12 protein-coding genes are annotated in these 13,724 nt (G+C 66.3%); 9 read left to right on the forward strand and 3 right to left on the reverse strand.

Annotation, left to right across the window (positions count from 1 at the left end):
- Window position 1: 1 nt before the first annotated feature.
- From ACSVDM_RS08275 to ACSVDM_RS08295, 5 genes are all read left to right on the forward strand, one after another.
- Entirely contained in the window at window positions 2-1,162 is a 1,161-nt protein-coding gene (locus ACSVDM_RS08275; protein ID WP_439263847.1) for an acyl-CoA dehydrogenase family protein, read from the forward strand.
- Between the two features lie 21 nt (window positions 1,163-1,183).
- The gene (locus ACSVDM_RS08280) at window positions 1,184-2,398 is read left to right on the forward strand and encodes an acetyl-CoA C-acetyltransferase (RefSeq protein WP_439263848.1); all 1,215 of its coding nucleotides are present in this window, start codon (window positions 1,184-1,186) and stop codon (window positions 2,396-2,398) included.
- Window positions 2,399-2,403: 5 nt separating this feature from the next.
- The gene (locus ACSVDM_RS08285) at window positions 2,404-4,566 is read left to right on the forward strand and encodes a 3-hydroxyacyl-CoA dehydrogenase NAD-binding domain-containing protein (RefSeq protein ID WP_439263849.1); all 2,163 of its coding nucleotides are present in this window, start codon (window positions 2,404-2,406) and stop codon (window positions 4,564-4,566) included.
- Between the two features lies 1 nt (window position 4,567).
- The gene (locus tag ACSVDM_RS08290; RefSeq protein WP_439263850.1) at window positions 4,568-6,349 is read left to right on the forward strand and encodes an AMP-dependent synthetase/ligase; all 1,782 of its coding nucleotides are present in this window, start codon (window positions 4,568-4,570) and stop codon (window positions 6,347-6,349) included.
- 208 nt (window positions 6,350-6,557) lie between these two features.
- The gene (locus ACSVDM_RS08295) at window positions 6,558-7,847 is read left to right on the forward strand and encodes a lipase family protein (RefSeq protein ID WP_439264017.1); all 1,290 of its coding nucleotides are present in this window, start codon (window positions 6,558-6,560) and stop codon (window positions 7,845-7,847) included.
- Window positions 7,848-7,960: 113 nt separating this feature from the next.
- Here ACSVDM_RS08295 and ACSVDM_RS08300 read toward each other — a convergent pair whose 3' ends face one another.
- Together ACSVDM_RS08300 and ACSVDM_RS08305 are read right to left on the reverse strand one after the other, a co-directional pair.
- Window positions 7,961-8,566 (reverse strand): TetR/AcrR family transcriptional regulator, encoded by a 606-nt coding sequence (locus ACSVDM_RS08300; protein ID WP_439263851.1) that lies wholly within the window; start codon window positions 8,564-8,566, stop codon window positions 7,961-7,963.
- Window positions 8,567-8,715: 149 nt separating this feature from the next.
- Window positions 8,716-9,132, reverse strand: a complete 417-nt coding sequence (locus tag ACSVDM_RS08305) for a hypothetical protein (RefSeq protein WP_439263852.1) — start codon at window positions 9,130-9,132, stop codon at window positions 8,716-8,718.
- Between the two features lie 330 nt (window positions 9,133-9,462).
- Here ACSVDM_RS08305 and ACSVDM_RS08310 point away from each other — a divergent pair, with 330 nt between their 5' ends.
- The 4 genes from ACSVDM_RS08310 (at window position 9,463) to ACSVDM_RS08325 (ending at window position 12,896) form a co-directional block, all read left to right on the forward strand.
- On the forward strand, window positions 9,463-10,038 hold the full coding sequence (locus ACSVDM_RS08310; protein ID WP_357144726.1) for a DUF2637 domain-containing protein: 576 nt from the start codon (window positions 9,463-9,465) through the stop codon (window positions 10,036-10,038).
- Window positions 10,039-10,112: 74 nt separating this feature from the next.
- Window positions 10,113-10,613 carry a pyridoxamine 5'-phosphate oxidase family protein gene (locus ACSVDM_RS08315; protein ID WP_439263853.1) on the forward strand — a complete coding sequence of 167 codons (501 nt, stop codon included), beginning with the start codon at window positions 10,113-10,115 and terminating at the stop codon, window positions 10,611-10,613.
- 52 nt (window positions 10,614-10,665) lie between these two features.
- Entirely contained in the window at window positions 10,666-11,307 is a 642-nt protein-coding gene (locus ACSVDM_RS08320) for a TetR/AcrR family transcriptional regulator (protein WP_439263854.1), read from the forward strand.
- Complete coding sequence (locus tag ACSVDM_RS08325) at window positions 11,304-12,896, forward strand: MDR family MFS transporter (RefSeq protein ID WP_357144720.1); 1,593 nt, start codon at window positions 11,304-11,306, stop codon at window positions 12,894-12,896. Before ACSVDM_RS08320 ends, ACSVDM_RS08325 begins: the two co-directional genes overlap by 4 nt.
- Window positions 12,897-12,912: 16 nt before the next feature.
- Here ACSVDM_RS08325 and ACSVDM_RS08330 read toward each other — a convergent pair whose 3' ends face one another.
- Window positions 12,913-13,698, reverse strand: a complete 786-nt coding sequence (locus tag ACSVDM_RS08330; RefSeq protein ID WP_439263855.1) for a helix-turn-helix domain-containing protein — start codon at window positions 13,696-13,698, stop codon at window positions 12,913-12,915.
- Window positions 13,699-13,724: the final 26 nt, after the last annotated feature.

A 13,724-nucleotide genomic window follows, 5' to 3' on the forward strand; every position in this document is an offset into this window, starting at 1 on the left:
GATGTCTGAACTATTCCCCGACTATCACGCGAGCTGGGAAACCGAGCAGCACCGCGAACTGCGCAAGCACGCGGCGGAATTCCTGCGCAAGGAGTCGACCCCGAACCAGGATCGCTGGTCCAAGCAGCACATGGTCGACCGTGAATTCTGGAACAAGCTCGGCGCGGCCGGCCTGCTCGGCGTCGACCTGCCCGAGGAATACGGCGGGCTCGCGGGTGATTTCGGTTTGTCGGCGGTGATCGCCGAGGAGCTGGCAATGGCGCAGGACACCTCCACCGGCTGGATCGTGCACTCGCCGATCGTCGCGCACTACATCAACACCTATGCCAACGACGAGCAGAAGGCTCGCTGGCTGCCGGGCATCATCTCCGGTGACCTGGTGCTTGCCATCGCGATGACCGAGCCGGGCACGGGTTCGGACTTGCAGGCGGTCAAGACCACCGCGATTCGCGAGGGCGATCACTATGTGATCAACGGCTCGAAGACCTTCATCTCCAACGGCACTCACTGCGATCTGCTGGTGATCATCGCCAAGACCGATCCGAGCAAGGGTGCGGCGGGGGTGTCGCTGATCGTGGCCGAAACCAAAGATCTCGCCGGTTTCGAACGCGGCCGGGTGCTGGAGAAGGTCGGTCAGCACGGACAGGACACCAGGGAGCTGTTCTTCTCCGATATGCGGGTGCCGGTGGCGAACCTGCTCGGTGAGCAGGAGGGCCTCGGCTTCTACCAGTTGATGGAACAGCTGGCCCGCGAGCGGCTGATCATCGCCTCGGTCTGTGCCGGAATGGCCGAATCCGCCGTGATCGAGGCGCTGCGCTACACCAAGGAACGCGAGGCGTTCGGTCGTCCGCTGATCAAGTTCCAGCACAACCGCTTCGAGCTCGCCGAGCTGAAAGCCGAGGTGCTGAGCATCAAGGCCACCGTGGACTACTGCATCCAGCGCTACATCGACGGCAGCAACGACCCGGCCATCGCATCGATGGCCAAGCTGATCGCGGCGGACAAAGCGGTCGCGGTCGTCGATCGCTGTGTCCAGTTCTTCGGTGGCTACGGCTACATGATCGAGTACCCCATCGCCCGCGCCTACGCGGCTGCCCGCGTGAACAAGATCTACGGCGGCACCAGCGAAATCATGAAGGAAATCATCTCGCGCTCGCTGTAGTGCGGTCCGAGGGAGCATGAAATGACTACTGAAGCTTACATTTTCGAGGCTGTCCGCACTCCGCGTGGCAAGGGCAAGAGCACCGGTTCGCTGCACGAGGTCAAGCCGGTCACCCTGGTGACGGGCCTGATCGAGGAACTGCGGGTGCGGTTTCCCGACCTGGACGAGGACCGGATCGATGACGTTGTGCTCGGCTGCGTGACGCCCGTCGGTGACCAGGGCATGGACATCGCCCGCACTGTGGTGAATCTGGCGGGGCTGCCCGACACGGTCGGAGGCGTGCAGATCAACCGGTTCTGCGGTTCGGGTCTGTCGGCGGTCGGTATGGCCGCTTCGAGCATCCGTGGCGGATTCGAGGAACTCGTGATCGCGGGCGGTGTGGAGTCGATGTCGCGGGTGGAGATGGGCAGCGATCGTGGCGCCATGGCCTACGACGCGGCGACGGCCTACGACAACTACTTCATCCCGCAGGGTGTGGCCTGCGATCTGCTGGCCACCATCGAGGGGTACACCCGCGATGATGTAGACGCCTATGCGGTTCGTTCGCAGGAGCGCGCGGCCGCCGCATGGGACGGTGGCTACTTCACCAAATCCGTTGTGCCCGTGAAGGATATGAACGGCATCACCGTCCTGGACTACGACGAGCACATTCGCCGCAACTCCTCGGTGGCCGACCTGGCCAGGCTGAATCCGGCGTTCGCCGGGATCGGCGAATTCGGTGGGTTCGACGCCGTCGCCACCCAGAAGTACCCGTTCGTGGAGAAGATCGACCACGTCCACACCGGCGGCAACAGTTCCGGCATCGTGGACGGTGCCGCGCTGGTGCTCCTGGGTTCGCCCGAAGCGGGCGCGGCGAGCGGTCTGACCCCGCGCGGCCGGATCGTCTCCTACGCCACCAGCGGTGCGGACCCGGTGCTGATGTTCGAGGGCCCGATTCCGGCGGTGGACAAGGCCCTGGCGCTGGCCGGCCTCACCGTCGACGAGATCGATGTGTTCGAGATGAACGAGGCGTTCGCGGCGGTGGCGCTGAAGGTGCAGGAGCACTTCGGGATTCCGGACGAGAAGTACAACGTCAACGGTGGCGCCATCGCCATGGGACACCCCTTGGGCGCCACCGGCGCCATCCTGCTCGGCACCGTCCTCGACGAGCTCGAGCGCACCAGCGGCCGCTACGGCCTGATCACACTCTGCGTCGCCGGTGGCATGGGCGTCGCCGCCATCATCGAGAGGCTCTGAAACCCATGACCGACAGCATCATTCGCTGGGACCAGGACGCCGACGGCATCGTCGTGCTCACTATCGACGACCCGTCGGCCGGGGCCAACACCCTTACCGACGCCTACGTGACCCAGATGAGCCAGACCATCGATCGGCTCGAAGCCGAGATCGATTCCATCACCGGGGTCGTCGTCACCTCCGCCAAGTCCACCTTCTTCGCCGGTGCCGATCTGACACAGATCATCCAGGCCGGACCCGAGAACGCTCGAGAACTGTTCTACGGTTCGATGCGCATCAAGGGTGACCTGCGCCGGCTGGAGACGATCGGCAAGCCGGTCGTCGCCGCCATCAACGGCGCGGCGCTGGGTGGCGGCCTGGAGCTGGCCCTGGCCACCCACCACCGCATCGCCGCCGACGTGCGCGGCAGCGTCATCGGTTTGCCCGAGGTGATGCTCGGCGTGCTGCCGGGTGCCGGTGGTGTGGTGCGCACCGTGCGTTTGCTCGGCATCCAGAACGCGCTCATGCAGGTCCTGCTCACCGGCGCCCGGATGAACCCGGCGAAGGCGAAGGCGACCGGGCTGGTCGACGAACTGGTCGGCACGGTGGAGGAACTGGTGCCCGCGGCCAAGGCGTGGATTCTCGCGAACCCGGACAAGAACGCCCAGCCGTGGGACACCAAGGGCTACAAGATTCCCGGCGGTTCACCGTCGACCCCCTCCTTCGCGGCGAACTTGCCCGCGTTCCCGGCGAACCTGCACAAGCAGCTCAAGGGCCAGCACGACATGCCCGCGCCGCGGGCCATCATGGCCGCGGCGATAGAGGGCGCCCAGGTCGACTTCGAGACCGCGCAGAAGATCGAGGCGCGCTACTTCACCAGCCTGGTCACCGGCCCTGTCGCCAAGAACATGATCCAGGCGTTCTTCTTCGATCTACAGCAGGTGCAGGGCGGCGGCTCCCGGCCCGAGGGTATTCCGGTGCGCAAGCCGAAGAAGGTCGGCATCCTCGGCGCGGGCATGATGGGCGCGGGCATCGCCTATGTCACCGCGAAAGCGGGCATCGATGTCGTGCTGAAGGACATCTCTTTCGAGGCCGCGCAGAAGGGCAAGGCGTACTCGGAGAACCTCGAGGTCAAGGCGCTGAAGAAGGGCCGTACCACCGAGGAGAAATCGGCCGAACTGCTCGGCCGCATCCAGCCCACCGCGGATGCCGCCGACCTGGCCGGCGTGGACTTCGTCGTCGAAGCCGTCTTCGAGAACACCGAACTCAAGAACAAGGTATTCGCCGAAGTCGAGTCCATCGTCGACGCCGACGCGGTGCTCGGCTCCAACACCTCCTCGCTGCCCATCACCGGCTTGGCCGAGGGTGTGCAGCGTCCCGAGGACTTCATCGGCATCCACTTCTTCTCGCCGGTCGAGGCCATGCAGCCGATCGAGATCATCCGTGGTGCGAAGACCTCGAACGAAACTCTCGCCCGCGTCATCGATTACACGCTGGCGATCAAGAAGTACCCGATCGTGGTCAACGACGGTCGCGGGTTCTTCACCACGCGCGTGTTCAGCATGTATCTGCTGGAAGCGATGACGATGCTGACCGAGCGCATCGACCCCGCCGTCATCGAGCAGGCCGGCTTCCAGGCCGGCTACCCGGCCGCGCCGCTGCAGGTCGCCGACGAACTGTCGTTCGGCACCATCCGCAAGATCATGGACGAGACCATCGCGGCCAGTGCGGCCGATGGTGTGGCGCTGGCCGAATCCGTCAGTGCCGCACACGGTGTCGTCACCACACTGATGGACAAGTTCGAGCGCACCGGCAAGAGCGCGGGCTCGGGGTTCTACGACTACAGCGACGGTAAACGCACCGGATTGTGGTCCGGACTGCGCGAGGAATGGTCGACGACACGGGAACTCTCGGTGCCCTTCGAGGACCTCCGTGACCGCTACACCTTCATCCAGGTGCTCGAAACCCAGAAGTGTTTCGACGAAGGGGTGATCGCCTCCGACGCGGACGCCAATATCGGGTCGATCTTCGGCATCGGCTTCCCCGCCTGGTCCGGCGGCGTGCGCCGATTCATCAAGGGCTACCCGGGCGGCCACAGCGCCTTCCTGGCCCGCGCCGACCATCTCGCCGACTTCTACGGCCCCCGTTTCCTCGTCCCCGACAGCCTTCGCTTTGACGAGCAGGCGTGACATGACGACAACCCCGCCCGCTTTCCGCACGATGTGTGAGGCATTCCAGCACACCGCTGCCGCACACCCCGACGCCGTCGCGCTGCGCACGATCGGCGATGCCCAGGTGATCACCTGGGGCGAATACGCCACCCGTGTCCGCTCGATTGCCGCAGGGCTCGCAGGCCTCGGCGTGGGCAGTGGCGACAGCGTCGCCATCATGCTCACCAACCGGCCCGAGTTCCACCTGTGCGACACCGCGGTGCTGCACACCGGCGCTACACCGTTCTCGGTCTACAACACGAACCCGCCCGACATCCTCGGTTACCAGTTCGACAACGCCGACGCCAAAGTCGTGATCTGCGAGGCCGCATTCCTCCCTCAGGTCCGAGCGGCTGCCGAAATCGGCGGCAGAGTCGAACACATCATGTGCCTGGACGACGTGCCGGGCGTACTCAGCCTCGCCGACGTCGAAGCCCTGCCCGCCGCCGGCTTCGACTTCGAGGCGCGCTGGCGCGCGGTGACCCCGGACGATGTGCTGACCATCGTCTACACCTCGGGTACGACCGGCATGCCCAAGGGCGTCGAGATCACCCACGCCAACCAGATGGCCAGCGCGAAGCTGATCGACGAACTCTTCGAGTCGACCGGTGGGATGGACGAAAACGACGGTGTCGTGTCCTATCTGCCGGACGCGCACATGGCCAATCGCTGGGTGACCCACTACCTTTCGCTGCGCACCGGTGTCCGGATCACGACGGTGGCCGACCCCAAGCAGGTCGTCACGGCACTCACCGAGGTGCGTCCGGCACTGTTCCTCGGAGTGCCGCGCATCTGGGTCAAGGTCAAAGCGGGGCTCGAGGCCGAGGTCGCCAAGGAGAGCGCCCTCACCCGCACCTTGTTGAACTGGGCGATCGGCGTCGGAACGCGAGTCGCACACACCAATACGATCGGCCGGTCACCAGACGCCCTCACCAGGATTCAGCATCGTGTCGCCGCGCCGATCCTGGGGAAGGTCCGACGCGAGCTCGGTGTCGACAATCTGCGGCTCGCGGTGTCGGCTGCCGCGCCGATTCCGGTCGAGACGCTGGAATTCGTTGTCGGACTGGGCATTCCCGTGTGTGAAGCGTGGGGGCTGACCGAGGCGACGTGCGCGCTGACGATCAACCGCCCGGGCAAGGTCAAGATCGGTACCGTCGGCACCCCGGTACCACTCGCCGAGATCGAGCTGGCCGAGGACGGTGAGATTCTCGCGCGTGGACCGATGATCATGCGCGGGTACCGCAAGAACCCGGAGAAGACCGCGGAGGCCATCGACGCCGACGGCTGGCTGCACACCGGTGACGTCGGTTCCTTCGACGACGACGGTTCGTTGCGCATCGTCGATCGCAAGAAGGAACTGATCATCAACGCGGCGGGCAAGAACATGTCGCCCGCCAATATCGAGAACGCCATCGTCGCCCACATCCCGTTCGCGGGTCCGGTGGTGGCCATCGGTGACGGCCGCCCGTACAACACGGCGTTGATCACGCTCGACCCCGACGCGATCGCGGCCTTCGCCGAGCAGCACGGCCTGACGGGTTCGGTCGCCGAGCTCGCGGGCAATCCCGTGGTGCTCGACGCGGTGCGGACCGGTATCGACGCCGCCAACGCCACGCTGTCCCGGGTGGAGCAGATCAAGCGATTCACGGTGCTGCCCGATGTCTGGGAGCCGGGCAGCGACTTCCTCACGCCCACAACCAAATTGCGGCGTAAGCCGATCGGCGCCGGATACGCCGACCGGATCGCCGCGATGTACGCCTAGCGCCACACCCGGGACCCTCAGCCGCAGCGTCGCCGACGGTGGGGCCGGCTCCCTCTACCTGGAGGACCTCATGATTTCCACGCTGACGTCAACGCTGACGTCTCCCCGACGCGACAAGGCGACCTCGTCCGGCGCAGTGCGCGCGCGACGCGCGCTACGCCGCTTCGTGTCGGACCTGTTCTTGGTGCGGATGCTGCTCGCCGTGATCATGGTGGGGGTCGGCGCACTGGGTTTCGCCGGTGCGGTGCATGCCGCGCCCGGGACCGGGTCCGCCGCGCCCACCGACTTCTATCTGCCGCCGGATCCGCTGCCCGATGCCGCGCCGGGGACGATCCTGCGCAGTGAACCGTACGCGCTGGCACTCGCTGTGCCCGGGCAGGACGGCCAGATTCCCGCGAATGCCACGCGCATCATGTATCTCAGCGCCGACACCCATGGCAGGCCCGCCGCCGTGACCGGCACCTATCTCGAGCCGACTCTGCCCTGGAACGGGCCGGGTCCCCGGCCGCTGGTCGCCGTCGCGCCCGGCACCCAAGGTCAGGGCGACCAGTGCGCGCCGTCCAAGGGCTTCGCCGAACTCATCCACTATGAACCGCCGCTGGACCTGTGGTTCAGCTACGAAGTCCTCACCGCTTACTCCCTGCTCGCGCGTGGAATGGCGGTGGTGGTGACCGACTATCACGGGTTGGGCACCCCGGCTGTGCACGACTACGTCAACCGGCTCGCCGAAGCGCATGCCGTCCTCGACGCGATCCGGGCCGCACAGGCGCTGACCGGAGTGGTGCGCCCGAGTGCGATCTTCGGCTATTCCCAAGGTGGTGGCGCGGCCGCGGCGGCTGCCGAACTCCAGGGTCAGTACGCTCCCGAACTGGATCTGCGCGGAACATACACCGGTGCGCCCCCGGCCGATCTGCGCGAAGTGATGCAGGGCGCCGCGATCAGTGGCGTCGTGCCCGGCCAGGTCGGTGGGTTCGTCCCGGGTCTGCTCGGCTACGTCCTGAACGGGTTCGCCGCTGATTATCCCGAAGTGGTCCCGGTCATCGACCGGGTCACCAGCGACGCGGGTAAGGCGATGCTTCATGAGGTCGCCAACACCTGCATCGGCGAAATGTCCATGCGGACGATGCTGCGACCAGCCACCCTCTACACCGCCGGCGGCCGGACCATGCTGGAGGTGCTCGACGCCAACCCCGAACTGAACGCCATCGTCGAGCAGCAGCGCATCGGCAGCCTCGCCCCCGCTGCCCCGGTTCTGGTCGCGGGCGGCACCAACGACGACGCCATTCCCTATCACCAGGTGCGGCAGCTCGCCGTCGATTGGTGCTCTCGCGGCGCCACCGTGCAGTTGGAGCCCACCACCTGGTTGCCGCCGCTGTTGCCGAGCACGGTCGTCAGCCACCAGTTGCCTTACCCCCCGTCGCTGTTGGCAGCCCACAACTGGCTGTCCGAGCGCTTGGCAGGTGCTCCGGCACCGAGTAACTGCGCGGCTCTGCCGTAATTCCTCCAGAACCCGGCGTCGACAGGCCTGAGCCGCCCAACGACGCCGTCGAGCCCGCCTCCGCACTCGCGGAGGCGGGCTCATCCTTGGCGAGCCGGTGCGAGACCTTCGGCTCAGTCGTCGACCATCTGAATCGCGAAACGGGGTGTGTGGCCACCGTCTTCGTCGGAGATGCGTGCCCACACAGTGGCGGTGAGCGGCTGCATGATCAATTCCCACGCCTGGCGCACGATCACCTCGAGCAGCTGCGCCGATTCGGCCCTCGACTGCGACGCGACACCCCGCTCGCGGAGACTGCCCAGTGCGCGCTGAGCCGAATCGAGAACGACGTCGAGGACCGACGGCATCGACCCGGACGTTTCACCCTCGAGGATGGCGCGCCGCAGGTAGTTGGCCACCTCGGGATTCGACGCGAACATCTGCGACACCGCCGCGTCGCGTGCGGCCGCGACTTCCTTGGGTGTCCCCTCGGTGGGCGCGCTGGCGACCGCTTGCTCGAGAAAATCGACGACCAGCTGGTCGCAGGCGGCACGCAGACCGGACTTCGTCTTGAAGTAGTGCTGCACCAAACCGTGGGTCACGCCGGCGGCACCCGCGACCGCCCGCATGGTGACTCGCGCTTCGCCCTCGCTGGCGAACAGGGTGAGCGCCGCGTTGCGGATACGCGCCTTCGCGGTGAGGTCGTCGTTCGCGGTGAGGGGGTTGGTGATCGGCTGCATCCGGATATCGTACTCAGTGAACAAGAGTCAATACGAGCGCATAATCGGGAATACGATCGTATAATGCGTTCGCCCCGCGTGGCGTTCACCAAGGCCGGATCGTGCGGGCGGCGACGGGAATGCCCAGCGGTGGCGATGGGGGAGAAGGCTCAGCTGGAACCGCTGGGCAGCCCCGCCGAGCCGCTGCCCAGCTGGGGGTCACCGGTGACCTCGACGACGAGGGTCTTGGTGGAGGAGCCCTGGGTCGCCACGATCGTGTACGTGCCCTTGGCCGGCGGGCGCCAGGTGCCGCGGATCGCGCTGCGCTGCCGGTCCGGGTAGTCGAGGCGCTCGGGTGAGGTGAGCTCGCTGCCGTTGATCGTGACGGTGGCGGGCAGTGCGTAGTCGGCGCCGAACATCCGGGCCATGACCGTGCAGTTGGCACCCACATAGTCGCAGGCGACGGGCACTTCGCTGCCCAAGGCGTAGATGGTGATGTCCTCCACCTCCGCCGAGGCCGTGGGAGCCAAGGTGGCTGGGAGGATCAGTGCGCCCGCCGCGAGGGCGGTCAGTCCTGCGATTCGCATGAGTTCGGTGGTCCTTCGCTTCGGTGTAGTCGATCCCGGGGTTCGATCGGGACCGCGTGAAGCGGAAGAGTTCCACAATTCTCCCAGGGCCGGTACCCCGAAAAAACCACGGCTTGACCCTGGCTTCGCGCCGATCGCCGGATCCGGTGCCGCGCGCCGAAATACTGTTGCGAATCGTGTGTGACGGGACTTTACGGTGTCCGCTCGGTCCGCTCGCGGCGCGGCCCGCCGCGTGCCCGTACTCTGTTGAGTGCCTGCGTATTTGGCGGCCAAAAGCCCGTAGAATGGAGCCCGATGGACCACTCGGACCGTTTCCCTCGTCCTGTTCCAGTGACGGTGCCGAAGCTACTGGTCGGTTTAGGGGCGGTACTGGTTGTCGCCGCGGCGATCGCATCCTTCACCTTCACCTCGACTCTCGCGGCGGTGGCGGGGGTTCCGGAGCACCTGACGTGGTTGTGGCCGCTCGTCGTCGGTCTGACGGTCGCGCTGGTCGCCTGCACTTTCATCACGCTGGTCGGCATCCGTGACGAGAAGGCCACGTCCCTCGTCCGGTTCTACGAGTTGCTGCTCCTCGTCACCGTGGCGGCCAGCATCTGTGGCAATGTCGTGTCCATCTCGCGCGATCCGATCCAGATGGGAACTCTCGCGACCGCGATCGTGGTCTCGGTTCCCCCGATCTGTCTGATGGTCTGCGTCGGAAACTGCCTGCTGCTCACGGCGGTCGTCCCCGTGCGCATCGTGGCCGCCATCCCGCAGGACGACTGGCGACTCAGGGTCCTCGGCATACCGAGTACACCGGCGCCGTCCAAGGACCAGGAGGCCGCCCAGCAGGAAAGCGCCTCCTGGTGGGACCAGCACCGCAACGAGGCACGGACCCCACCCGCGACCCCGAAAACCCGCACGTAGGCAGACCGACCGCGGTGCGCTGCTCGGCTGAGTAGGGTCGGCGGAAAGTGACCAGGACCGGAAGGTGGCCAGTAGTGGGGATCGATCAGCGAGCCGTGGTGCGGATGAATGCGCTGGAAATCGCGGAGTTTCTCGACAGCACGAGGGTGCTCACGCTGGCCACCCTCGACCGGTCCGGAAAACCACACCTCACCGCCATGTGGTTCGGCCACATCGACGGTGTCGTCTACTTCGAGACCAAGTCGAAATCGCAGAAGGCGGTGAACCTGCGCCGCGATCCGACCATCGCCTGCATGGCCGAAGCGGGCGACACCTACGACCAGCTGCGTGGCGTATCGATCGAGGGCACCGCCCACCTGATCGAGGACACACACGACGAGGAGTACTGGCGGGCCGCCATCGACATCTACGAACGCTACGTCGGCCCGTACAGCCCCGAGGTCCATCCGTTCGTCGAGCAGATGATGAACAAGCGCATCGTGATCCGGGTCGACCAGACCAGGGTCAGGTCCTGGGACCACCGCAAGCTCGGTCTGCCCGCGATGCCGCTGTCGGGTCGTACCGCCGAGGCCTGAGCTCATGTAGTTGCAGTTTCTGAAAAATTGCAGTTTGTGCTAACTTGGCGGCATGTCTTCCGAGCCGGCCAAGCAGCCCTCGATCGGTCTGCGTGAACAGAAGAAGCAGCGGACCCTGATCGAACTGTGCCTTGCCGCACGGCGATTGGCGGTCGAGCACGGGCTGGACGCGACCAACGTCGACGACATCGCCAAGGCGGTCGGCGTCTCGCCGCGCACCTTCTTCAATTACTACGACACCAAGCTCGACGCGGTGGTCGGCCCGATCGGCGACATCGGCACGCCCGAAGCGCGGCAGGAGTTCGTCGCCGGCGGTCCGACCGGGGTGCTCATCGAGGACCTCACCTGGCTGCACGCCGCCGGATTCCAGCCCGAAAACGAAGTGCGCGAAGGTATCTCGCTGGTCACCGAGCTGATCACCGCCGAGCCGAGAGTGCTCGCCGCCTTCATCGCCTCCGGCGCCCGTTTGGAAGCCGCCACCGCCGAACTCCTCTCGGCGCGGCTCGGTGCCGAGGTCGAGCCCGAATTCGCCTCGCTCACCGCGGGAATCATGACAACCATCACCACGCGGGCGGCGATGTCGCTGGCCGCGGACCCGAACGGGTCGCTCGCCGCAGCGCTGCACGAGCACTGCGCCATGGCCGCCCGGCTGTTCGATCGGCCGGACGACAGTACAAGGGAGACGCTCCGATGACCACGACGGCCGACTCGCCGCCGACCCCGATCGTCCTGACGCAGAAGCGGATCTGGCTGATCTTCTCCGCGCTGATCGCTGGCATGTTCCTGGCCAGCCTCGACCAGATGATCGTCGGCACCGCGATGCCGACCATCGTCGGCGAACTGGGTGGGGTCTCCCACATGGCCTGGACCGCCACCTCATATCTGCTCGCCACGACCATCGTGATGCCGATCTACGGAAAACTCGGCGACATGTTCGGCAGGCGCTGGCTGTTCCTGTTCGCGATCACCGTCTTCACCGCCGCCTCCGTCGGTGCCGCCGCGTCGACGGGGTTCTGGGAGTTCATCGCCTTCCGCGGCCTGCAGGGTGTCGGTGGCGGCGGTCTGATGATCCTGGCGCAGGCCATCATCGCCGACGTGGTGCCTGCCAAGGACCGCGGCAAGTACATGGCGCCGATGGGCGCTGTCTTCGGCATCACCTCGGTCGCCGGGCCGCTGCTCGGCGGTCTGTTCGCCGACCACCTCGACTGGCGCTGGTGCTTCTGGATCAATGTGCCGATCGGCATCGCCGCGCTGTTCATCGCCTTCCGCTACCTGAGCATCCCCAGCCATCGACCCAAGTTCCGGCCCGACTACCTGGGCATCGTGTTGATGTCGGCCGCGACCACCTTGCTGATCCTGATCACCGACTGGGGCGGCAAGCAGTACGAGTGGGGTTCGACGGTGATGCTGTCGATGATCGCGGCGTTCGTCGTCGTGGTCGCGGCGTTCGTCTTCGTCGAGTCGCGTGCCGAGGAGCCGATGCTGCCGCTGTGGCTGTTCCGCAACCGCACCTTCGTGCTCACCTCGGTGATCGGATTCCTGGTCGGCCTGGTGATGTTCGCGGCGATCGGTTTCATCCCGACCTACCTGCAGATGGCCAGCGGTACTTCCGCGTCGGTGTCGGGTCTGCTGCTGATCCCGATGATGATCGGCATGATGCTCACGCTCATCACCTCGATGAACGTGATCACCAAGACCGGTCGCTACCGGGTGTATCCGCCCATCGGCGCCGCCCTCATCGCCATCGACATGCTGTGGCTGACCCGGCTGGACGCGAACACCTCGATGTGGGTGGTCTCGGCCATGCTGTTCGTCATGGGCGCGGGCCTCGGCCTGATCATGCAGATCATCGTGCTCGTGGTGCAGAACGCGGTGGCCCCCGACCAGATCGGCACGGCGACCAGTGCCAACAACTACTTCCGTGAGATGGGTGGCGCGCTCGGCATCGCGATCTTCGGTTCCATCTTCACCGGCCGGTTGACCGAGAATCTCACCGGCGCTTTCCAGGCGAACTGGCAGGAAGCGGCGGCGGCGAACATCGACCCGAGCGCGCTGATCCCCTCGGTGGTCAAGAACCTGCCGGACAAGCTGCACGACGCGATCGTCGGCGCCTACGTCGACGCGCTGGTCCCCGGCTTCTGGTACCTGATCCCCGGTGCGATCCTCGCGTTCGCGCTCGCGTTGTTCATCCCGCACCTGACGCTGTCCGACGAGGCGGGCATGGTCGCGCGCGGCGAAGCCGTGATGGCCGAGGAGGAGCCGGACCTGGTCAAGGAGGGCTGAGCGTCCGGGCCGCGCCTCAGGCGTCGATGTGCAGTTCGGCGCCGAGGGCGGTGAAGGCGGTGGGAGTCATGCCGAACATGGCCCGGAACGTGTCACTGAGGTGCGAGGGTGAGGCGAAGCCCGCGTCGGTGGCCGCTCGGGTCAGGTCGTGGCCCTCGGTGAATGCTCTCGCCACTCGCAGCATTCGCGCCCATTGGACATAGCGGCGGAAACTCGTGCCGGTCTGCTCGGCGAAGGTGCGCAGGAAGTACGAGGTGGAAAGGCCTGCGGCCATGGCCTTTTCGGCCGCACGTTGCTGCTGGGTCGGGTCGGCGCGGATCTGCGCGGCAGCGGCGGCGATGCGTGGATCGCCGATCGTCGGGACCGGGACGCTGGCCAGATCGAGTACTCGGTCGATATCGGGGTCGGGGGAGTTGCCCAGGTCGATCAGGGCGGCTTCGTTGCGCTGATCGGCGCTGAAACCGCCGATGTCGCGCGACATTCCGCCGAGACAACGGGTCATCCGGGACGAGGTCGGGTCGAAGAAGCAGAACAGTCGTCGCCCGTCCGTGTCGAGAATGTGGTGGGTGACCCGGGCGCGGAACAGGAAGCTGCGCGCGGTGACATCGGGAACGCCCGCCGCGCGCACCCGGAACGGCCCGTCCAAACCGACACCGAGACTCGCCACGGCGGTGGAATGCGGCCCCAGCGCCATACCGGGACCGATATAGACCGCGTGTCCGAGACGCAGCCACAGCCGTGCCGGTGCGGTGGCGGCCGCCGGATCGGTAGCGCACGTTTCTGGAAGTGCGGGCAACGCCATGCACGCGACCATACATCCACCGATCG

This window comes from Nocardia sp. JW2 (genome assembly GCF_051843015.1).
In the GTDB taxonomy this organism is placed as follows: Bacteria; Actinomycetota; Actinomycetes; order Mycobacteriales; family Mycobacteriaceae; genus Nocardia; species Nocardia coubleae.

Excerpts from the sequence above, each read along its gene's own strand:
- ACSVDM_RS08275 (WP_439263847.1), top strand. The coding sequence starts at position 2 with ATGTCTGAACTATTCCCCGACTATCACGCGAGCTGGGAAACCGAGCAG.
- ACSVDM_RS08280 (WP_439263848.1), top strand. The coding sequence starts at position 1,184 with ATGACTACTGAAGCTTACATTTTCGAGGCTGTCCGCACTCCGCGTGGC.
- ACSVDM_RS08285 (WP_439263849.1), top strand. The coding sequence starts at position 2,404 with ATGACCGACAGCATCATTCGCTGGGACCAGGACGCCGACGGCATCGTC.
- ACSVDM_RS08290 (WP_439263850.1), top strand. The coding sequence starts at position 4,568 with ATGACGACAACCCCGCCCGCTTTCCGCACGATGTGTGAGGCATTCCAG.
- ACSVDM_RS08295 (WP_439264017.1), top strand. The coding sequence starts at position 6,558 with ATGGTGGGGGTCGGCGCACTGGGTTTCGCCGGTGCGGTGCATGCCGCG.
- ACSVDM_RS08300 (WP_439263851.1), bottom strand. The coding sequence starts at position 8,566 with ATGCAGCCGATCACCAACCCCCTCACCGCGAACGACGACCTCACCGCG.
- ACSVDM_RS08305 (WP_439263852.1), bottom strand. The coding sequence starts at position 9,132 with ATGCGAATCGCAGGACTGACCGCCCTCGCGGCGGGCGCACTGATCCTC.
- ACSVDM_RS08320 (WP_439263854.1), top strand. The coding sequence starts at position 10,666 with ATGTCTTCCGAGCCGGCCAAGCAGCCCTCGATCGGTCTGCGTGAACAG.
- ACSVDM_RS08325 (WP_357144720.1), top strand. The coding sequence starts at position 11,304 with ATGACCACGACGGCCGACTCGCCGCCGACCCCGATCGTCCTGACGCAG.
- ACSVDM_RS08330 (WP_439263855.1), bottom strand. The coding sequence starts at position 13,698 with ATGGCGTTGCCCGCACTTCCAGAAACGTGCGCTACCGATCCGGCGGCC.